General features: G+C 57.1%; 17 protein-coding genes and 1 tRNA gene. 14 read left to right on the top strand and 4 right to left on the bottom strand.

Annotated features, from left to right (window positions below):
* Positions 1–68: 68 nt before the first annotated feature.
* The 4 genes from AB1L30_RS22520 to AB1L30_RS22505 all read left to right on the top strand — a co-directional run bounded on the left by AB1L30_RS22520 (position 69) and on the right by AB1L30_RS22505 (position 2,854).
* Positions 69–635: a hypothetical protein gene (locus AB1L30_RS22520; protein WP_367016204.1), complete on the top strand. Its 567-nt coding sequence runs from the start codon at positions 69–71 to the stop codon at positions 633–635.
* A gap of 109 nt (positions 636–744) precedes the next feature.
* Positions 745–1,848, top strand: coding sequence for a cis-3-hydroxy-L-proline dehydratase (locus AB1L30_RS22515; protein WP_367016202.1), 1,104 nt, complete (start codon positions 745–747; stop codon positions 1,846–1,848).
* A 117-nt stretch (positions 1,849–1,965) separates the two neighbouring features.
* Positions 1,966–2,469 (top strand): hypothetical protein, encoded by a 504-nt coding sequence (locus tag AB1L30_RS22510; protein ID WP_367016200.1) that lies wholly within the window; start codon positions 1,966–1,968, stop codon positions 2,467–2,469.
* Between the two features lie 106 nt (positions 2,470–2,575).
* Positions 2,576–2,854, top strand: coding sequence for a hypothetical protein (locus AB1L30_RS22505; protein ID WP_367016198.1), 279 nt, complete (start codon positions 2,576–2,578; stop codon positions 2,852–2,854).
* Positions 2,855–3,352: 498 nt separating this feature from the next.
* Here AB1L30_RS22505 and AB1L30_RS22500 read toward each other — a convergent pair whose 3' ends face one another.
* Both AB1L30_RS22500 and AB1L30_RS22495 read right to left on the bottom strand, forming a co-directional pair.
* Positions 3,353–4,813 carry a hypothetical protein gene (locus tag AB1L30_RS22500; RefSeq protein ID WP_367016196.1) on the bottom strand — a complete coding sequence of 487 codons (1,461 nt, stop codon included), beginning with the start codon at positions 4,811–4,813 and terminating at the stop codon, positions 3,353–3,355.
* A 118-nt stretch (positions 4,814–4,931) separates the two neighbouring features.
* Complete coding sequence (locus tag AB1L30_RS22495; protein ID WP_367016194.1) at positions 4,932–5,960, bottom strand: hypothetical protein; 1,029 nt, start codon at positions 5,958–5,960, stop codon at positions 4,932–4,934.
* A 220-nt stretch (positions 5,961–6,180) separates the two neighbouring features.
* Here AB1L30_RS22495 and AB1L30_RS22490 point away from each other — a divergent pair, with 220 nt between their 5' ends.
* The 5 genes from AB1L30_RS22490 to AB1L30_RS22470 all read left to right on the top strand — a co-directional run bounded on the left by AB1L30_RS22490 (position 6,181) and on the right by AB1L30_RS22470 (position 10,540).
* Positions 6,181–7,185, top strand: coding sequence for a sugar phosphate isomerase/epimerase family protein (locus tag AB1L30_RS22490; protein WP_367016192.1), 1,005 nt, complete (start codon positions 6,181–6,183; stop codon positions 7,183–7,185).
* Positions 7,186–7,385: 200 nt separating this feature from the next.
* Positions 7,386–9,203 (top strand): hypothetical protein, encoded by a 1,818-nt coding sequence (locus AB1L30_RS22485; RefSeq protein ID WP_367016190.1) that lies wholly within the window; start codon positions 7,386–7,388, stop codon positions 9,201–9,203.
* Between the two features lie 58 nt (positions 9,204–9,261).
* Positions 9,262–10,071 (top strand): creatininase family protein, encoded by an 810-nt coding sequence (locus tag AB1L30_RS22480; protein WP_367016188.1) that lies wholly within the window; start codon positions 9,262–9,264, stop codon positions 10,069–10,071.
* 91 nt (positions 10,072–10,162) lie between these two features.
* Positions 10,163–10,236: transfer RNA gene (locus tag AB1L30_RS22475), tRNA-His, on the top strand.
* A 64-nt stretch (positions 10,237–10,300) separates the two neighbouring features.
* The gene (locus tag AB1L30_RS22470; RefSeq protein WP_367016186.1) at positions 10,301–10,540 is read left to right on the top strand and encodes a DUF1653 domain-containing protein; all 240 of its coding nucleotides are present in this window, start codon (positions 10,301–10,303) and stop codon (positions 10,538–10,540) included.
* A gap of 169 nt (positions 10,541–10,709) precedes the next feature.
* Here the strand turns inward: AB1L30_RS22470 and AB1L30_RS22465 are convergent, their stop codons facing one another.
* Positions 10,710–12,134 carry a hypothetical protein gene (locus AB1L30_RS22465; protein WP_367016184.1) on the bottom strand — a complete coding sequence of 475 codons (1,425 nt, stop codon included), beginning with the start codon at positions 12,132–12,134 and terminating at the stop codon, positions 10,710–10,712.
* Positions 12,135–12,509: 375 nt separating this feature from the next.
* On the opposite strand from AB1L30_RS22465, the gene AB1L30_RS22460 reads away from it, so the two are divergent.
* From AB1L30_RS22460 to AB1L30_RS22445, 4 genes are all read left to right on the top strand, one after another.
* The gene (locus tag AB1L30_RS22460) at positions 12,510–13,364 is read left to right on the top strand and encodes a histidine kinase (RefSeq protein ID WP_367016182.1); all 855 of its coding nucleotides are present in this window, start codon (positions 12,510–12,512) and stop codon (positions 13,362–13,364) included.
* 96 nt (positions 13,365–13,460) lie between these two features.
* Complete coding sequence (locus tag AB1L30_RS22455; protein WP_367016180.1) at positions 13,461–14,210, top strand: (Fe-S)-binding protein; 750 nt, start codon at positions 13,461–13,463, stop codon at positions 14,208–14,210.
* Positions 14,207–15,604: a lactate utilization protein B gene (locus tag AB1L30_RS22450; protein ID WP_367016178.1), complete on the top strand. Its 1,398-nt coding sequence runs from the start codon at positions 14,207–14,209 to the stop codon at positions 15,602–15,604. Before AB1L30_RS22455 ends, AB1L30_RS22450 begins: the two co-directional genes overlap by 4 nt.
* Complete coding sequence (locus AB1L30_RS22445; protein WP_367016176.1) at positions 15,604–16,212, top strand: LUD domain-containing protein; 609 nt, start codon at positions 15,604–15,606, stop codon at positions 16,210–16,212. Before AB1L30_RS22450 ends, AB1L30_RS22445 begins: the two co-directional genes overlap by 1 nt.
* A gap of 868 nt (positions 16,213–17,080) precedes the next feature.
* On the opposite strand, the gene AB1L30_RS22440 is transcribed toward AB1L30_RS22445, so the two are convergent.
* Positions 17,081–17,410 carry a hypothetical protein gene (locus AB1L30_RS22440; protein WP_367016174.1) on the bottom strand — a complete coding sequence of 110 codons (330 nt, stop codon included), beginning with the start codon at positions 17,408–17,410 and terminating at the stop codon, positions 17,081–17,083.
* A 431-nt stretch (positions 17,411–17,841) separates the two neighbouring features.
* Here AB1L30_RS22440 and AB1L30_RS22435 point away from each other — a divergent pair, with 431 nt between their 5' ends.
* Positions 17,842–19,317, top strand: a complete 1,476-nt coding sequence (locus tag AB1L30_RS22435) for a DUF1501 domain-containing protein (RefSeq protein ID WP_367016172.1) — start codon at positions 17,842–17,844, stop codon at positions 19,315–19,317.
* Positions 19,318–19,525: the final 208 nt, after the last annotated feature.

Below are 19,525 nucleotides of genomic sequence, written 5' to 3'. Positions count from 1 at the left end.
GGCGGCCGGTTTCCGTATGATGCTGTTGGGTTCGCTTTCGGACGTGCAGCAGCGAAGGAGACAACCACGTGGGATTCGCCTATTCCTGGCTCGCGGTGCGCGGCGCTAGTGCGTCGAACACGCTGCGGCATCTCGATCTTCAGCCCACCGATCAAGAAGGGACGCACCCTACCTGGCCGCTGGCCGGCATGCAGTTGGACGACGACTGGTACGTCGTCGTGGCGAAAGATGCCGACTTTGCCGCGGCGCAAGACCTGGCCGGGCTTTCGCAGTTTGGCGAAGTGATTTGCTGTGCGGTCGAAGAACATGTGATGATCGCGACCTCGGCCAGTTGGCACCATGGCCAACAGCTTTGGCAGATCCATCACGACAGCCATCAACCGGCTGGGCATCATCACCTCACCACATCGGGCACCCTTCCAGCGTGCTACCAAAGGGTGTGCGAAGAATTCGTCGCCCAGCAAACCCTTTGCGACGATCAGCAGCCAGAGGTCGACTGCATTCTGGAAGTCCCGCTGGAAGTCGCTCGGCAGCTAACAGGCTTCGCGATCTACGAAGAGCCCACCGCCGACCATCCGCGAAGCTTCGTCCAGCTTCTCCCCACTGCCAAATGGTGGCAGTTCTGGAAACGATAAGCTTTCCCAGCTTTACGTAAATGAGAAAATTTGCGCAGCCAAGTATTGCGAGGAGTCCCGTTGCCTTAAAATCAACCGATCGCAACCACACTTCCGGGAACGACTCCTCATGAAAATCACCCGCATTTCCGCCTACCAAATTGATCTTCCTTTGGTCGAAGGCAACTATGCCTGGAGCGAAGGCAAGAGTGTCACCACCTTCGACAGCACCGTCGTCCGGGTCGAAACCGACGCCGGCGTGGTCGGTCACGGCGAAGTCTGCCCCCTCGGTCCGGTTTACTTGCCGGCATACGCGAAAGGTGTCCGCACCGGCTTGCAAGAGATCGGCCCACAACTGCTGGGAGTTGATCCGACACAGCTTGGCCCGCTCAATCGCCGGATGGATTATCTGCTGAAGGGTCACCCTTATGTGAAGTCGGCGATCGACATCGCTTGTTGGGACATCCTGGGTCAGGTCGCCGGTCTGCCGGTCTGCGAACTGCTTGGCGGACGCCATGGCGAAGACTACGTTCTCTACCGAGCGATTTCGCAGCAGTCGCCTGAACAAATGGCGGCCAAGGTTGCTGGTTATCGCGAAGAGGGTTACCGCCGCTTTCAGTTGAAGGTAGGCGGCCAGGCCAGCGACGACATCGCCCGAATTCGTGCCGTGGCCGAAGTGCTGGAACCAGGCGACAAGCTGATTGCCGACGCCAACACTGGTTGGCTGCCGCACGATGCCTTGCGTGTCGTGAACGCCGTCCGCGATGTCGATGTCTATATCGAGCAGCCTTGTGCGACCTATGAAGAGTGCCGTGTCATTCGCGAGAAGACGCCGCTGCCATTCGTGCTGGACGAAGTGATCGACGGGCACGACATGCTGGTCCGTTGCATTTCGGAACGCGCCGCCGACGCGGTGAATATTAAGATCAGCAAGTTCGGCGGGCTGACCAAGGCGAAGCTGGCCCGCGACCTGGCCGTTTCGCAGGGCCTGGTCGTCACGATCGAGGATAGCTGGGGTGGCGACATCGTCACGGCGGCAATCTCGCACCTGGCCCACAGCACGCCGACCGAGCATCTTTTCACTTCGACCGACTTCAACAGCTACGTCACCACCAGCATCGCCGAAGGTGCCCCGCAGCGGGTGCATGGCCGGATGCAGGCCTCGCAGCAGCCAGGTCTCGGGATCTCGCCACGCATGGACGTTTTAGGCGAACCGGTCGTCAGTATCGGTTAAGCTTTCTCTTAGAAGGATCAGCGACCCGGGTATCGCCTTCAGCAAGCGATGCCCGATTGCGATCCGTGCACCGTGACATCCCGCAGATCGAACACCACGCGTAGGGCAAGCAAACGCATGAGTGGCATCGTCAAAACCATTCTCCTGGAGACCTCCGGCCTGGGGATCATCTTTTATTCGCCTGGCAGCGTCGCGCATATCGAGCAAGGCGACGACTACTTTGGTCGTCACTATATGGAGGCCCACGACGTTGAACGCCATGTTCGCGAAGGATCGATCGTTGGCTTCTGCACCGGGACGGCCGGCAACTTCGAGTTACGCATTTTGCGCGACGCCCCAGATCTGGAAGCGACCGACGAAGAGTTTCAGTTGCGGCTCGCTTTGAATTGCCAGGGAGGCCGCGTCTGCTTTCGAGACCTGAATGATTTAGCCGACTGGGAAACAGATTGTCCCAAGTCGCAGCAGTTGCTGCTGGAAGATGGCATCTACGAAGTGACCATCACCTCGAACACACCAGCATCGGGAATCCTGGGGGACCACCAAGTGGTCGATATCTATTTCGAGCGGGTCGAATCGCTGCCGCAATTGCGTTTGCGTGGGGCCCCCTATCTATGCCCATAGCGGGATGCGGCGCATTTCCGGGCCGCTTGGCATGGCAACTGCTTGTTAGTGCTGTGGTTTTTGGGGGAGGCTCACCAGTTATCTCTCAGCACTAAGGAGAATTATCATGTTTCGAACGCTTTTGTTAGCTGCCTTGGTTACTGGCGGTTTTATGTTTGCTAACACGTCGCAGGCCGATGCCGGCGGACGTCGTTATTACCGAGCTCCGGCTGTTCGTGTCGGCGGATACTATGGCTATCCAGGCCGTCGATCGGTCTATCGCGCTCCCTATTCGCGTGCCTATTACGGCCCACGCTACTACCGACCTTCCTATTACGGTCCCCGCTATGGCGGATATCGTAGCTATGGTTACGGTCCCGGTTTCAGCATTGGTATCGGTTTCTAATGAACCGATCGCCTGAGGGGAATGATGCTCTGGGTGGCTGCCGCACGCCGACACCAGAAGAATGACCAGTGCCAAGAGCGAGTCGACCTGAGTTGGCTAAATGTCCAACCGCTGTCAGGCCTAACCGACCGATCTTATCAAGGTTTCCGAGAGCATCAGCCCCTAGCCGCGAATAATAGTGGCAACTACTTCGGATTCGTGGGGAGGAATCGTTTACCAGATTTCACGAAGCTTCAGGAAACCTGAAGATGTACCACACCCGAATGTGGATGCTTTTGGATCCGAGTTCATAGCGATGCCTGGCGACAGTATAAGAAGCGACCATCACGATCGTATGTCGCGGGCGGGCGTCGGAACCTTGCAGATTAGCACTGCGGAACGTCGTCCGGCTCGCCCCTAATTTACAAGCCGACACGACACCCCATCCCGTAACCATCATGAACGCACCTGAGGCGATCGTCTCAGGTGCGTTTTTTCTATGGCAACCATCGTCAAACCTTATGGCTTGAGGATGCTCTGAACGGTCGTAATGTTGCCACCCTGGTCGATTACGCGAGCCTGGATGCGAACTTCGTTCTTTTCTCGATCGGTCTGAAACTCGAGTTCCATCTCGTCTTCCGCTTCCGTTCCTTGCAGTCCCTTCCCTTCGGCAACGCAGCCGCGCACGTCGTCGTAGTAAAGAACGGCTTTCACGCCGCGATCATCTTTGGCCAGCACATGGACCTTGTAGCGATTCGGTTTGTCGGTCGGCTCGACCTTTAGTTCCACCGTTGGCGGAACCGCGTCGGTCTTGTCGACTTCCGGATTCAGCAAACGCGAAGAAGCCAGAATGCCAGCGTTCGCGTCCGAGAACCGGGCTCGGTCTTCGACCGCGGTGTTCGGATCAAGGTTCGATCGTAGCGTGCGGAAACCATTGCCCATGATGTAATGGCGATCGTCACGTTGATCGTGCGGCAACCCCAGCGCGTGCCCCACTTCATGCACGACCGCGCCCATGCCATCTTCGATGAACTCGAAGCGGGGCGAATTCTTTCGACCATGCCCCAGCGCGGTGCGGCCTTCGATCGGCGTGCGATCGTTGAACAACTTGCGCTGCTCTTTGACCGTGGTCGCACAGAACATATCTTGCAGCACCCAGGCCGAGAACGTTGCCGTGCCGCCATCGGGCGAACGCCAACCACCCAGCGCGATCCCGCCGGGCCATTCAACACGGTTCGGACCGGGATCGTACGTTTCGGCAAAGGTCACCAGCAAATGGGTCTGCTCGGAGCCGATGCTGTTGGGGATCTCGGGCAAGATCTGTCGCAACTGGTAGTAGGTGTCGTAGTTCGGTGCGCCGTTGTAGTGCTGCGCCGGATGCTTGGCCCGCACCAGGTGCACGATCGGCTGGCCATCTTCATCCAATTGAAATTCCAAACCACGATCGGGCAGACCGCGACGTTGAAACTCGAACTTGTACGTGTCGTTGACGATCGACATCAACGTGTTGATCTTCTCGCGATAGTTGGCGGTCGGTTCGCGATCGGTGGGCACGAAGTAAACCAGTCGCACCTTGTGATCGATCGGCGAGAACTGCGCGAACTCTGGCAACTTCTTATAGTTCGTCCAGCTACCGTTGAGCCAACGTGTGTAAGGGCGTCCCTGGTTCGAGAGCTCCGCGTGATCGCTGTGCAGTTTGATTTTGATGTTGCGGCGACGGTCGATCAGTTCGACGTTGCGGGCATCGCGCGAGAGTTGCTCGAACTGGAAAACGCGACCTTCCTCTTGAGCTTCCACCCACTTGCCATCGCCGATCTCGACGAAGTAGCTCGGCTTCTCTCCCGCCTTCTTCCAGGCAGCCAGATCGGCGGCAGATGCTTGCCCAGGGAAAGTCATTCCCCACGCGGCAGCCAACAACAGCAACAGTCCTGGCAACTTCACATAGAAGCCGCCCCCAAACAAAGATCGATGGGAAGTCATGGCAGAGTTCATTCAGCGGTCAACATGGCAGGTCGATTCAGCACAACGATGTCGGCGACATCACGGTTGCGCCATTCTAAACAGCGCCAAGCGGACCTGCGCTAATTTGAACAAAGAATTACCCCCGTTTTGCGGAAGTCACCCACAGAAAGGGGGCTCCGGCTTCGTCCACTTTGAGGTCGATGCTGAGAAAGGCCTGGTACAGAATGTGGTCGAGGATCTTCTTATAGAACGTTTTGTCTTTGGGAAAACGGACATCGATGTTGGTATCGATCTTGTCCTGAGCGATCTTGTAGTGGTCGTAGAAGATCGGTGTCTTCAACCGGCCTCCGATCGCGCCCATCGCTTTTTCGAGCGGCGTGCGATTGATCTCGACATCGATAAACTGAAACAGCACCGGGCAGGTATCGGCTGGGCTGCGTGTCAGCGGCTGACCAATCGGCCACGCGTCTTCTGCCTCGCTAAGACTCACCACGTGTAGATTGACGGCGCCACCCACTTCTCGCTTGGGAACCAACGCGAAGCCATGGGCCCGCAGCAGAATGGCCATCGCGGCCCCGGCCGAGATCCCCTTCACTTCGTCTTCCGCTTTTTCCATTTTGACGCGGGCAATGGTCGCCGGCGTCGCGCGGAACTCGAGCCCGGTCAGCTCGCGCATCGAGCCGAGCAGATCGCCCATCGGCTGACCCTTGGTCTCGAAGTCGACCACCTTCGCCAGGCTGCTTTTCACTTCGCCGCGTTCGGTAGCGGTCATGCCGTCGCCACCAGGGCGACGCTTCAGTTCTTCTTCGCCACCCACTTTGATCTTGTTGAACCACGTGGGCAGTTCGCCGATCGTTCGCTTGGTGAATTTCGTGCCGTCCGGCAAGTGCAGCGTTTCTTTCCGCGACAGAATCGCCGTCACGCGGTACGATTTGGAACTTCCCTGCCCTGACTCGACGATACCGACCTTCTCTCCTTCGCGACCAGAGCGAATCGAAACCGAATCGGCTCCTTTGCCGTTAAGCAGTTTGTTCCAGGCCTGCAGCGCGGTAATCGAGATCCCCTTTTCGGTGATCACTTCCAGCGAAACATGATGGTCCGCCAGGGCCGCGCTGGTGGTGGCGAGAAAAACGAACGTAGTTAGCCAGGTACGAAGTGCCGTCATTGCCTCGGGTCCTCTTGTTCAGGTTCACGATTCAATATAGCACCCAGTTCGCCGCCAGCCCGGAAATCGGCAGAATCGCTACCCTTGGAAATCACCTACTGGCGTGGTCTGTCTGGTTGCAACTGGCAGCAGCAACCGACAAAATACCGATTCCGAATGTCCCCACAATTTTCAATAGACATTCCATCGACGCGTTTTCACCCCCGAAAAGGAGCACGGCATGGCTCGCCCAGTCACGATGTTCACCGGCCAATGGGCCGATATGAAGTTGGACGATTTGGCTAAAACGATGAAAGGTTTTGGCTTCGACGGTCTCGAACTGGCTTGCTGGGGGGACCACTTTGAAGTGGACCGCGCCGTCACCGAGGACGACTACTGCGACAAAAAACGCGAACAGCTCGACAAGTTCGACCTCGGCTGCTGGTCGATCAGCACCCACCTCTGTGGTCAGGCTGTCTGCGACATCATCGACGAACGCCATAAGTCGATCCTGCCAGAATCGGTCTGGGGTGATGGGGATCCGGCCAGCGTCAACGATCGCGCTGCCGAAGCAGTGAAGAACGCTGCCCGCGCCGCCCAGAAGTTTGGCGTGCCGGTGGTGAACGGCTTCACCGGTTCCAGCATCTGGCACCTGCTGTATAGCTTCCCACCGGTTCCTCCGAAGATGATCGACGACGGCTTCAAGCTGTTCGCCGATCGCTGGAACCCGATCATGGACGTGTTCGGCGAATGCGGCATCAAGTTCGCCCTGGAAGTTCACCCGACCGAAATCGCCTTCGATATCTATAGTGCCGAACGTGCCCTGGAAGCGATCGGTCACCGCGAAGAATTCGGTTTCAACTTCGATCCTAGCCACTTGCTGTGGCAAGGTATCGATCCTGTGGAATTCATTCGTTACTTCCCCGATCGTATCTATCACGTCCACATCAAGGACGCGATCACCACGCTCAACGGCCGCACCGGCATCCTGAGCAGCCACATCGATTTCGGCGATCATCGTCGCGGCTGGAACTTCCGCAGCCCAGGCCATGGTGGCGTGAACTTTGAAGAAATCATCCGTGCCCTCAACGACATCCAGTACACCGGTCCACTGAGTGTCGAATGGGAAGACAGCGGCATGGATCGTCTGCATGGTGCGGAAGAGTCGTGCGAATTCGTTCGCAGCATCGACTTCGCCCCCAGCGATGTCGCCTTCGACTCCGCTTTCGACAAAGAAAAGCAGTAAATCGCCTGTCGCCCCCGCTTTGGGCTGGGGAGACGACGGCCGAGCCGGTTTGCCACGGCAAGCCCTACAACCGAAAAAAACCGAGCAGATCGAAATGGCCCGCTCGGTTTTTTCGTGCGCCGATGCCAATAATTGGTAAGAAACCGCCCCAGGGATCACACTAGACTATCGAGTCCGTTCTCCTCTTTCCGGAAACCATCGTGCATCTGACCACCGCCGCCATCCTGATCCTTTCGGCTGTCGCTTTGGATACCGCCGCGCCGTCGCGTAGCGAGATCGATACGCGGATGCAGACCGAGTTGGAAGCGTTGGCCAAGAAGGCGGATGAAGTCGGCCTGCCGGCACAAGCGAAGACAACCCGCGACTGGCTGATTCCTGCGATGGGTGAAGCGAACGTGCTTTACCTGGTGCCAGAGTCCGATCCGCTTGAACCGAAGAGCAGCGCTCCGCAGCTCGAGCAGTTTTGGTATTCCAAGTTCCGCTCACTTCGTAACGCTTACGCGGATGCGTTGTTCGAGCATGCCCGCAAACTGGTCGACGCGGAACAAGGGGCGGCCTCGTATCAAACGTTGCACGAAGTCTTACGCAACAATCCCGATCACGCCGAAGCCCGGCGGATCCTGGGCTATGCCAACGTCAACGGCGCATGGCGTCGCCCTGGCGTAGTGACCCGCGCCAAGCAGCCCCGTTACGAACATCCCAAGCTCGGCTGGCCAGCGCGAAGTTATTGGCAGATCGATACGCCTCACTTCGAGATCCTGACCAACCACAGCGAAGCGGAAGGCTTGAAGCTGGGGGAACGGCTGGAAGTGGTTTACTCGGCGTGGGAGCAGATGTTCTTCTCGTTCTGGAGCAACCCTCGCCAGTTGGCCAGTTACTTTAACGGCAGCACGCCCAGCCCGGTGCGGAAGAAGTTTCAAGTTGTGCTGTTCAAGTCGCGTGGCGAATATGTCAGCTACCTGGAACCAGTCCAGCCGCGAATCGGCATCACGCTGGGGATCTATCAGTTCGATGACGAAAAGGTCTATCTGTTTCACAGCGACGACGAAACGGCCCATGCGACCTGGCACCATGAGGTGTCGCACCAACTGTTTCAAGAGTATCGTTCGGCCAGCAAAGATGTCGGGCTGAACTTCAACGCGTGGGCAGTCGAAGGGGTGGCGATGTATCTCGAATCGCTGCGGATCTTCGATGGCTACATGACGCTGGGGGGGCTCGATGCTTCGCGGCTACAGTATGCCCGGAACCGTTATTTCGTCGGCAACTTTCATATGCCGCTGGCCGAGATCGTCGAGCTCGGCCGCGAGAAGCTGCAGAAACGCGAAGACATTTCGGCCATCTATAGCCACTCGGCTGGCTTGACGCAGTACTTGCTGGATGGTGACGAGCGTTCGCTGCGAGAGCCGTTCATCCGCACGCTGTACAAGATGTATCAAGGAAACGACATTCCGCTGACATTGATGCAGGAAACCGGCCAGGAATACCCTCGGATCGACGCCGGTTATCTCAGCTATCTGCAAGTGACCGACGACGAAGTGCTGGCCCTTCCCGCTGATGGACCGACCACCGATCTATCGCTATGCGGCGCGACGAAGCTAACCAACAAAGCGCTAGAGCACATCGGCAAGTTCCCGCAGCTTCGCTGGCTCGACCTGCAAGTCACCAACATCACCGACGCCGGCATCCCTTTCCTGAAAGATTGCCAGAAGTTGCGTGACTTGTGCGTCGCTTCGACCAGCGTCACCGACGCATCGATGGCAACCATTGGCAAGCTCAAGGGGCTCGAAGAACTCGACATCAGCGGCACCCGGATCACCGATGCCGGGATCGCCCAACTGCGTGGACTGTCGAACTTGAAAGTGCTGCGGATGGCAGTTACCCAGGTCAGCGACGAAGGCCTGCTTGCTTTAGCTCGGCTGAAGAATCTGGAAATGATCGATGCTCGCCAAACCAAGGTCACCGCGGACGGAGTGGCCCGGCTGAAGCAATCGTTGCCCGGCGTGGTAGTTCACCAATAGCTGGCCTCGTACAATCGAAAGCTCCTGCCACGTTTCTCTTTCTCGTTGGAGCTTCACCATGCCTGCCCCGCGTCCCTGGAAACTATCGGAAGTCCGTTATGGTCACGTGAAAGAGACTTCATACGAGGTCGCCGTTCTGCCGCTGGGAGCTACCGAGCCGCACAACTTGCACCTGCCATACGGGACCGACGACTACGAAGGAACGATGATCGGCGAGCGGATCTGCGAAGCGGCGCATGCTCAAGGGGCGAAAGTGATCCTGCTGCCGACCATGCCCTACGGCACCGAGACCAACATGCGGAAGTTTCCGCTGGCGATGAACATAAATCCATCGACGCTGTACGCGGTGGTGACCGATCTGGTCCAATCGCTGGTCGAAAGTGGGATCAAGAAGGTAGTGCTGCTGAACAGCCATGGCGGGAACGAGATGAAGCCGCTGCTTCGCGAACTGTACGGCAAGACCGAGGCGCATGTCTTTCTGTGCAACTGGTTCAAAGTCCTCGACGGCGACGACTATCACCAGATCTTCAAGCACAACGAAGACCACGCCGGAGAAATGGAAACATCCCTAATCCTTGCCTATAACCCCGAGTTGGTCGCCCGACGATCAGATGGGTCGTTCGACGCTGATTCGGGAGCGGTCAGACCGATGCAATTCGAGGCACTGGAGAAAGGGTGGGTGTCGATTACCCGTCCCTGGCACCTGCTGACGACCAACTCCGGCTCCGGAAACCCTCACGAGGCGACCGCTGAAAAAGGGGAGCAACTTTTGCAGATCCTGGCGAACCGACTGGCCCCGTTCCTGGTCCAACTTTCCGCGGCGAACGTCGACGATTCGTTTCCTTTCGAGGTAAACGAAGGGCAGTAAGTGCCTGAAATTGCGAATCTTGCGAAAATCGCCCTTGGGGGCCGATTGACGAGATTCGGCCCGGTATTTAAGATAAGTCGCTTCGATCGTGGTGGGCGTAGCTCAGTTGGTTAGAGCACTGGATTGTGGTTCCAGGGGTCGTGGGTTCGAATCCCTCCGCCCACCCTTTCTTTCTTCCTTGCCATTGGCGTTTCTTCGCCTGGCGTCGCTTGAGAGGCGCTTCTGCCCCATGTCGAATTTGCCCCCAGAAACCATCATTGCGGGACGTTATCGTCATTACAAAGGCCCCGCGTACGTCGTGCTGGGCGTGGCCCGGCATAGCGAGACTGAAGAGCCGCTGGTGGTTTATCGCAAAGACTACGGCGATCAGAGCCTCTGGGTGCGTCCTCTGACGATGTTTACCGAGACCGTCGAGATCGATGGTCAGCAGATCCCTCGCTTCGCCTACGTCGGCCCTGAAGCGTTCTAGAGCAGCCCTAACCGCCGGACTCCCCTCCCCTTCGGTTCTCCCGCAACGCGTGGCCCATTGTGGCCTCCCTTTCGGCCGCTGACCTCCGCGCATAAAAAAAGGCCCACGATCTCTCGACCGCAGGCCTTTTCGTATTTAGCTTCAGACCGGGGAGGCCTGGGCGTTGGGCTTAGCCACCGCAACCACAAGCAACCGGGGCACTGCCGCAAGCTGGAACCATGATGGTCTTAGGAACCATCTTGCAAACCGGAACCTGAATTTCTTCAGTAACGGTGGTTGGAACCATGACGGTGCAGGTACGAACCTTGTCTTCGTAGACGGTCTTGTAGGTCGTAACCGGAACTTCCTTGGTGCGGGTTTCGGTCTTGCAGACCATGTACTTCACTTCCTTGGTCTTGGTTTCAGGAACCATCTTGCAGACCTGGTAGGTGTACTCGCGAGTTTCTGGCACGCAAACCTTGACCTTCACTTCCTTCTGCTTGGTTTCAGAAACCATATTGCAGACCTGGTAAGTGTATTCACGGGTCTCTGGCTTGCAGACCATGTACTTCACTTCTTTGGTCAGGGTTTCCGGAACCATCTTGCACACCTGGTAGGTGTATTCTTTGGTTTCCGGGACGCAAACCATGTGCTTGACTTCCTTCTGCTTGGTCTCGGTGACCATGTTGCAGACCTTGTAAGTCGTGGTGCGTTCTTCCGGCTTCATGACACACACCGTGTAGGTGTATTCCACTTGCTCGGTAACAGGCTTGCTAACGGTGCATTCGTAGGCTTCTTCGACAACGTTAGGAACCCAAACCTTGCAGGTCGTTGGGCAACCGCAGCAGTCGGTGCTGGTCTTGGTCTGCCAGCAGCCCTTGTCGATGCAGCGCGTCTTGGTGACGGTTTCAGGAACCATCTTGCAGACCGTCTTGGTACCGGTGCGCTGTTCCTGGGTAGGAACCATCACGGTGCAAGTCTTGGTCTTGGTTTCCCAAACTGGCTTGCTGACGGTGTAGTCGACAACCTTGGTTTCCCAGGTCGGAACCATCACGGTCTTGGTACCGGTCTTGGTTTCGTAGACTGGCTTGCAAACGGTGTAGTCAACCATCTTGGTTTCCCAAGTTGGGACCATCACAGTCTTGGTACCGGTCTTGGTTTCGTAGACTGGCTTGCAAACGGTGTAGTCGACCAACTTGGTTTCGTAGGTCGGAACCATAACCGTCTTGGTACCGGTCTTGGTTTCATAGACAGGCTTGCAGACGGTGTACTCGACCATCTTGGTTTCCCAAGTTGGAACACTCACGGTGTATTCCTTGGTCACGTAGTTGGTTTCCGGAACGCGCTTGCAAACCTTGTAGGTTTCTTCACGGGTTTCCGGCTTGCAGACGGTCTTGGTAACGGTGCGCGTTTCCATGACCTTCGTTGGTACCATGACGGTCTTTTCGACCATCTGGGCAGGTGCGGCTTCACCGCAAGTCGAGCAAGCAGCAGTGCCACAACCATCGTCGCAGGCAGCGACACAAGCAGTCTTGCAGTGGTGACGGCGACCAGCTTCTGCCAATTGAGGCAGTGCTAAGAAGGTCATCGTCAGAATCAAACAAACACGAAGCATAGTCAATCTTTCCCCCAGATCACTCTGAAAAACAAATAGATGCGTATGGCCGCCAGCTTCAGGCGACTCTTCAACAGTAGGACATTCTCTCAAAGTGGCTCGCGAGAGCCGATTTTAACGGCTACAGAACGCTGGTTAAATTAGGTTCTTATGTATTTTAGGCAAATTATAACGACGGCCCGGCCATGCAACCTGAGGGAGGGGCTGTTTCTCACTTAGCGGGGTGTTATCACCATGCTTACTGACGATTCATCCTCGCATCTCGATGCACAGAGGTCTCATCTCGTGCTTGCCGACCGAAACTGCCATTCTGCTATTGCCGCCCTAGGTATTTTGACGGCCGCGCTGGGCCTCAGTGCATTCACCGTGCCAACTATGCTCTCAAGTCTTGGCCTGGCAACCTCTTTGGTAGGGATTGCGATCGCCGCAGTAGCTATTTGGCAGCTGGCTTTTTCCGCCGGAGCGCAGCAGAAACAAAACTCAACTGCCGAACTTCAAGATCAGCTCCGTCAGTTGCTGGAACAGTGCGATGCGTTGCGGTCGGCCCATGGCCATTTGTTGGAAGATAAAGCGTTCTTCCAGTTTTTACGGGCCGATCAAGATCGTGAGCGGCAATTGCTGGCGCTCGACCTGCACGACATGGCTTTGCCGAATTTGACGTCTGCGCTGTTTCACCTGGAAGGACTCAGCCGTCGCGGCCAACTCAATGACGAAACCCTTCCCCAGGCCATCGACATGATTCGCGAGAGCCTGTTTCAAACGCGCCGCGTGATGAATTGCCTCAGCCCATCGTTGGTTCACGACGAAGGGGTGATTGGCAGTCTCGAACGTTTGTCCGAGCAGTTAGAGCAGTCGATTCGTACGGTTACCTTCCGGCACGATGTCGACTTTGATCGACTGACCCCGCTCAGCGAGTGTGCCATCGTTCACCTGGTCCGCGAGGCCTTCGACGTGATTCGCCGCCATCGCCATGCCCAACACGTGACGCTCGACCTTCAGCAGAACGACGATCACCTGCTGCTGCGGATCATTGACGACGGAACCTGCGATCTAATGCATGATGAAGAGGTCGCCGGCCGACAACGAATCGACGACTGTGTCGAACTGCTGCATGGCCACTGCGAACTGCAATGCCAGGAAGATATCGGCACCACGCTGAGGGTTGAGCTATCCGTCACCGATTTGACCCAATCGGACACGCTGTCAGAAAAATCTCCGGCAATTGGTTGATCTGCGTCGGAAAGCCCGGCTAACCAGTTATAATGCTGGACTACACCAGCCCTGCTTTTGCTTCTTGGATCCCCCCTTCTCGCTGTTCAATTTGCCATGCGCGTTGCCCTGTTTGTTCCCTGCTATGTCGACCAGCTTTACCCGCGCGTTGCCATGGCGACTCTTGACCTGCTGGAGCAGCAAGGACTCGATGTCGAGTTCCCTGAAGCCCAGACTTGCTGTGGTCAGCCAATGCTGAACTCTGGTTGCGACCAGGATGCGTTGCCGCTGGCCGATCGCTTTCTCGACATCTTCTCTGGCTACGATGCGATCGTCGCTCCGAGTGGAAGCTGCGTTTCGATGGTCAAGAACCATTACGCCCACCTGGTGCACGAAGACGCTCGTTACGAAACGATCCGAACGCGGATCTACGAACTGTGCGAGTTCCTGGTCGACGTGCTGAAGATTGAATCGCTGCCGGTCAAGTTTCCTTACAAGGTCGGGCTGCATTCCAGTTGCCATGGCCTGCGAGAACTTCGCCTGGCGAGCGACAGCGAACTGAACGCCCCTAGCTTCAACAAGCCGCTGCAACTGCTCGAGATGCTCGATGGTATCGAGATCGCCGACTTGAAGCGGAAAGACGAATGCTGTGGCTTCGGCGGAACCTTTGCGGTTTCAGAAGAGGCAGTCAGTTGCACAATGGGTCGCGATCGCGTTGCCGACCACTTGCAGGCCGGCACCCAGGTGCTGACCGCCGGCGACATGTCTTGCTTGATGCACCTCGCCGGACTGATTCGCCGTGACAAGCAGCCGATCTCGGTCATGCATATTGCCGAGATCCTTGCCGGATACGGAGTCCCCCAATGAGCGCCGTGAAAAGCTACGACCATCCCACCAACGCCGACCGGTTCAACAAAGACCAGTCGCGTACCCATTGGCACGACTCGGCCCTGTGGTTCATTCGCGAGAAACGCGACCGCATGGCCAACAGTCTGCCCGAATGGGAAACGCTGCGTGCTTGTGCCTCGCAGATCAAATCGCACACCGTCAGCAAGCTGGCGGACTACCTCGAAGAGTTCGAGCGAAACGCGACCGCTCGCGGTGCAACCGTTCATTGGGCCAAAGATGCTGAAGAGCACAATCGCATCGTGCTCGAGATTCTGCAAAAGCATCAAGCCAAACGCATCGTCAAATCGAAGTCGATGCTGACCGAAGAGTGTCACCTCAACCCATGGCTCGATAAGCATGGCATCGAAGTCGTCGACACCGACCTCGGTGAACGCATCGTGCAGCTGCGCGAAGAACCTCCTTCGCACATCGTGATGCCGGCGATCCATTTGAAGAAAGAGGATGTCAGCGATACGTTCCATGAACATCTGCAGACCGAAGAAGGCAACTGCGATCCGAATTACTTGACCGAATCGGCTCGGCAGCATTTGCGGCAGAAATTCGTGCAAGCCGATGTCGGCATCACCGGCGTGAACTTCGCCATCGCCGAAACTGGCGGCTTTGTGGTTTGCACCAACGAAGGAAACGCCGACCTGGGTGTTTCGCTGCCGAAGGTTCACATTGCCTGCATGGGCATCGAGAAGCTGATCCCGAAGGTGGATCACCTCAGCATCTTTCTGCGGCTGTTAGCTCGCAGCGCGACCGGTCAGCCGATCACGACCTACTCGTCCCACTTCCATGGCCCGGTCGAAGGTGGCGAACTGCACATCGTGCTGGTCGATAACGGCCGCAGCAAGTTGATGGACAGCGACGACTTCCGCAACTCGCTGAAGTGCATCCGCTGTGGCGCTTGCATGAACACCTGCCCCGTTTATCGCCGTAGTGGTGGTCATAGCTATGCCGCCACGGTGCCAGGGCCGATTGGTTCGATCCTCAATCCACTGCGCGACGCCAAGCATCACAAGTCGCTGCCGTTTGCCTGCACGCTGTGTGGCAGTTGCAGCGACGTCTGCCCGGTGAAGATCAATCTGCACGAGCAACTGCTGACGCTGCGAAGCGAAGTGAATCGCCAGAAACAGTTACCGGTCTCGAAGACCATGCCGATGAAGATCGCCTCGTGGGTCTTCCAGCGGCCGAAGCTTTATGCCTGGCTGGGGGGGATCGGCAAGTTCTTTCTGCGGACCATGCCCCGCTTCCTGATCTACAACGGATTGAATCCCTGGGGCCGCAATCGCGAGATGCCCGAGTCCCCGCCGGAAAGTTTCCGCAAGCAATACGCCCAGCGCAAGAAGTCCCAGAAGAGCGAACGTTGATGAGCAGCAAAGACGACATTTTGAAATCGGTCCGCAACAAAATGGTGCCCGCGGCCGACCTGCCCAACCTCGATCAAGATTGGATCCAATACGGCGATGCGGTCGCGCACTTTGGCGATGTGCTGCAAGCGGTCGGCGGAACGGCCGTCGTGGTCGAAGGGATCGATGGGCTATCGGCCGAACTCGCCAAGATCCCGGTCTATACCGAAGGCCGAAAGACCGTCAGTTGCATCGACGGGCTGATGGGAACGGTTGATATCGACCGCGTGGAAGATCCCCACGAACTGGAAGATGTCGACTTTGCCGTACTGCCAGGCGAGTTTGCCGTGGCCGAGAATGGTGCCGTCTGGGTAACCGACGCGAAGATTCGTCATCGCGTCGTGTTGTTCATTCCCCAGCACATCGCGCTGGTGATTCCATGTCCCAGCGGTAATGTCGAAGAAGCGATCGTCCACAACATGGCCGAAGCGTATCGCCGGCTATCGTGGCAGAGCAACGATTTTGGTTGCTTCGTCTCGGGCCCGTCCAAGACTGCCGACATCGAGCAGTCGCTGGTTATCGGTGCCCATGGGGCGCGGTCGCTCCATGTTTTCCTGCTTCTGCCGTGATCGACGATTCTCGTCGGTGTCGGCAACTTCGTCGTCGCGCTGACGGTCGCGGCGGCGTTCCCTCTGACGCTGCTGAGCTTCGTGCCAGGCCTGGATCTGCTCTTGTGTCGGAGGTGGTCCCGGAGGACCTGGTCCGCGGCGTCCCCAGCCAGGATGACGACCATGAGGGTTACGCCATCGGTCGTGCCAGCCGTTCTCAGGAAACATGTCTCGCGTTTCGCTATCGGTCATAGCAATCTGTTCACGCGAGATCTGATAGTGGACGACCTGGGCCATCCGATGCGACTGCTGCGGAATGTCGCGCACAATTTCGAGCACGGCATAACCATCTTGCGGTGAAAGATGCGTGCTGCGGATGAAACCGGCGTTGGCTTCGACCTTTCGATCGATCACCTTGCTCCACTTATCCACGAGAAGCAGCTCTTCGTGATTGTTGGTGTCTGACTTCGACTGCTCCAGGTCGGTGATCACATAGACCATGCACTCGTCGCCAAGTTCGTCCGTGAACATCGCCTTGAGGCGAACGTTGTACTTCACGGGGCCAAACAACGAATCACGCTGCATGCTGTAGGCGAGCATGTGCTTGCGAAAGAACTGCACGTAACCGGGGCCGTGCATGTAAACTAGGGCGCCGAAAAGGAACAAACCTGGCAATATAAGCTGGGTAATGTTCTTTCGGGTCGTTTCCGTCATGGGACTTTTCTCTTCTGTCGATCTGTTCCAAGATTCGAGACGACCGAGGTGGGATGGGGTGGGTCGCCTTCTAGAGTAAACCGCGCAGCACAGCGCAAGTGTCGCTCTGTCTGGACGATTCTCGGGGAAACCGCTTAGCGGTCAAGGAGTTTGTAGACGAACTATCTGGCGATTGTTAGATTTCCACGCCCTGTTGCTTGGCGCGTTTTCGCATCGCAGCTTCGAAGTAGTAAAAACGTCGCCCCTTGTCGTACTGCAGAGACCATTTAAAGGTAGAGTAAACCAACTTGGGTGAAAGAATCTTGTTGGCGACCAGCAGCACAACCGTCTCAATAAACTCGAATTGCTCTGGCGTTCGAGCGTATAAATCTTTTTCCAAAGTGTCCTTCAGGTCGACCGTATTGGCCGCCATCAACTGCGACGTGAAGGCCCGGTTACCACCCAGTGCCGACGCGGCTCCGAATGCAAAACTGCTAGCAATCCACTTCAAAAATTGACGTCGCATATTCGACACTCCTTCTCAGTCAAGATAATTCCGTGGCGGTAGGTACCAAAAAGAAGCCGCCCCCGACAAGAGCAACCAGCGACGGCGTTTCGGCCGGAAGATGGAAAACGAATCGGGCCGAAACACACGCTAGCAGGGCGAATCGACCGCCCTAAGGGGCATATCGCACCACTAAAACCGATCGCGGATGCGCAGCTTGACTTTGCCTTTTCGAATTGTCATACTGCGGCCTGCAGCCTTCGTGTGAGGGGTAATACCATGACAGGCTGTTTTGTCGAGGACCGCGCTCTCCCCGCAAGCGCCGGATGCCCGCCGAGAGACCTTCTCTCTCGTTCATCTATCACTTGATGATTCGGCCATCCTACCTCCGCTCGCATGCCATCACTTCACCCGTGATGGCGATCCTCCCATTTGACCAAGGAGCATTCCTCATGCTGGTCATTCCTGGAAGTAAAGCGAAGGACGTTTGCGATAGCCACCTGGCACCTTCCCGCCGCGATCTGCTTCGCGTCGGTGGATCGGCGATGCTAGGGCTCACCCTCGGGCAACTGCTGAACATTCAATCGCAGCAAGCTCAAGCCGCGCCGGTGACTTCGCATGGTGCTCACTTCGGCAGAGCGAAGAGCATCATCCTGGTCTACCTGCAAGGTGGACCCAGCCATCTCGATTTGTGGGACCCCAAAGACAACGTTCCAGATAACGTCCGCAGTGCGTTCAAGCGGATCGGCAGCAAAGTGCCAGGCATGGACCTGACCGAGAACCTGCCGAAGCTGGCGCAGGAAACCGACAAGCTGACGCTCATCCGCTCGATGAGCTATACACCGGTTGGGTTGTTCAATCACACGGCCGCCATCTATCAGATGCATACCGGCTATACCGCCGACAAGGTGAGCCCCAGCGGTCAGTTAGAACCGCCGACACCGAAAGACTTCCCGAACTTCGGCTGCAATATCATCAAGTTCAAGCCGCCCGAAGTTCCGATGCTGCCGTTCGTGATGATGCCTCGCCCGCTGCAGGAAAGTAACGTCGTCAACAAGTCAGGTACCGCTGGCTTCCTCGGCCGCGCGTACGATCCGTATTATCTCTTCCCCAACGGAGACGATATGGACATGAACAAGATGGAGCGTATCAACGTCGACGACTTGAAGCTCCGCCCCGAGATTACCAGCACACGTCTCGGTCGCCGCGCTCGCCTGCGCGACATGATCAACGCCGGCATGCCGGCGCTTGACAAAGCGGTCGAGTCGTACGATCTCGACAAGTATTACGAAACGGCCCTCAATCTGATCTCCAGCGGTCGGGCACGCGACGCGTTCGATCTTTCCAAAGAGTCGGACAAGACCCGCGATCGCTATGGCCGCAATACGTTTGGCCAAAGCTTGCTGCTGGCTCGTCGGTTGGTGGAAGCTGGTACCCGCGTCGTCGAGGTGATCTGGCCGAAGGTTGCCAACAGCGACAACCACAGCTGGGACCATCACGTTGAGCTGACCAAACGGATGAAGACCCAATCGGCTCCGCTGCTCGACTCCGGCTTATCGGCACTGATCTCCGACATGGACGACCGCGGCCTGCTGGAAGAAACCTTGATCGTTGCCGTGGGCGAGTTCGGTCGTAGTCCGCAGCGCGGCGTTAGCACCTCCGGCAATAACAACAGCGCCGACGGTCGCGATCACTGGCCTTATTGTTACACCGCATGCCTTGCTGGTGCCGGGATCGGCCGCGGCAAGGTGTATGGCGAATCGGATGAAACCGCGTCCGCTCCCAAGAGCGATCCGGTCCATCCCACCGAACTGTTAGCCACGATGTATCACGCGATCGGCATCGATCCGCAGACCATCGTTTACAACCACCTCAATCAACCTCGCGAGCTAGTCAAGGCCGAAGCCGTTACATCGCTCTTCGGTTAGAACTCGCTCCAACCCTGCTCTTCTTTATTCCTCCCTTTACCTTTTCGCCAAGCGGCCGCGGTGGCATCCATCCCCACCGTGGCCGCTTTTTTATGCGCGGTCGTGCACGCGAAAGACGCACTCGAAATCGAACCGGCGAGATTCGTTCGCTACAAAAGCAATGTGCGAACTGGCGAGCGGGAAACCGAGGCAAATGGCGAAAGCACAT

The sequence above is a fragment of the Bremerella sp. JC817 genome, from assembly GCF_040718835.1.
Lineage (GTDB): Bacteria > Planctomycetota > Planctomycetia > Pirellulales > Pirellulaceae > Bremerella.
This window is presented reverse-complemented; position numbering and strand designations above follow the sequence as displayed.

Coding starts and splice junctions, on each gene's coding strand:
- AB1L30_RS22465 (WP_367016184.1), bottom strand. CDS start 12,134: ATGCTTCGTGTTTGTTTGATTCTGACGATGACCTTCTTAGCACTGCCT.
- AB1L30_RS22480 (WP_367016188.1), top strand. CDS start 9,262: ATGCCTGCCCCGCGTCCCTGGAAACTATCGGAAGTCCGTTATGGTCAC.
- AB1L30_RS22490 (WP_367016192.1), top strand. CDS start 6,181: ATGGCTCGCCCAGTCACGATGTTCACCGGCCAATGGGCCGATATGAAG.
- AB1L30_RS22470 (WP_367016186.1), top strand. CDS start 10,301: ATGTCGAATTTGCCCCCAGAAACCATCATTGCGGGACGTTATCGTCAT.
- AB1L30_RS22505 (WP_367016198.1), top strand. CDS start 2,576: ATGTTTCGAACGCTTTTGTTAGCTGCCTTGGTTACTGGCGGTTTTATG.
- AB1L30_RS22500 (WP_367016196.1), bottom strand. CDS start 4,813: ATGACTTCCCATCGATCTTTGTTTGGGGGCGGCTTCTATGTGAAGTTG.
- AB1L30_RS22440 (WP_367016174.1), bottom strand. CDS start 17,410: ATGCGACGTCAATTTTTGAAGTGGATTGCTAGCAGTTTTGCATTCGGA.
- AB1L30_RS22455 (WP_367016180.1), top strand. CDS start 13,461: ATGCGCGTTGCCCTGTTTGTTCCCTGCTATGTCGACCAGCTTTACCCG.
- AB1L30_RS22435 (WP_367016172.1), top strand. CDS start 17,842: ATGCTGGTCATTCCTGGAAGTAAAGCGAAGGACGTTTGCGATAGCCAC.
- AB1L30_RS22460 (WP_367016182.1), top strand. CDS start 12,510: ATGCTCTCAAGTCTTGGCCTGGCAACCTCTTTGGTAGGGATTGCGATC.
- AB1L30_RS22515 (WP_367016202.1), top strand. CDS start 745: ATGAAAATCACCCGCATTTCCGCCTACCAAATTGATCTTCCTTTGGTC.
- AB1L30_RS22445 (WP_367016176.1), top strand. CDS start 15,604: ATGAGCAGCAAAGACGACATTTTGAAATCGGTCCGCAACAAAATGGTG.
- AB1L30_RS22495 (WP_367016194.1), bottom strand. CDS start 5,960: ATGACGGCACTTCGTACCTGGCTAACTACGTTCGTTTTTCTCGCCACC.
- AB1L30_RS22450 (WP_367016178.1), top strand. CDS start 14,207: ATGAGCGCCGTGAAAAGCTACGACCATCCCACCAACGCCGACCGGTTC.
- AB1L30_RS22510 (WP_367016200.1), top strand. CDS start 1,966: ATGAGTGGCATCGTCAAAACCATTCTCCTGGAGACCTCCGGCCTGGGG.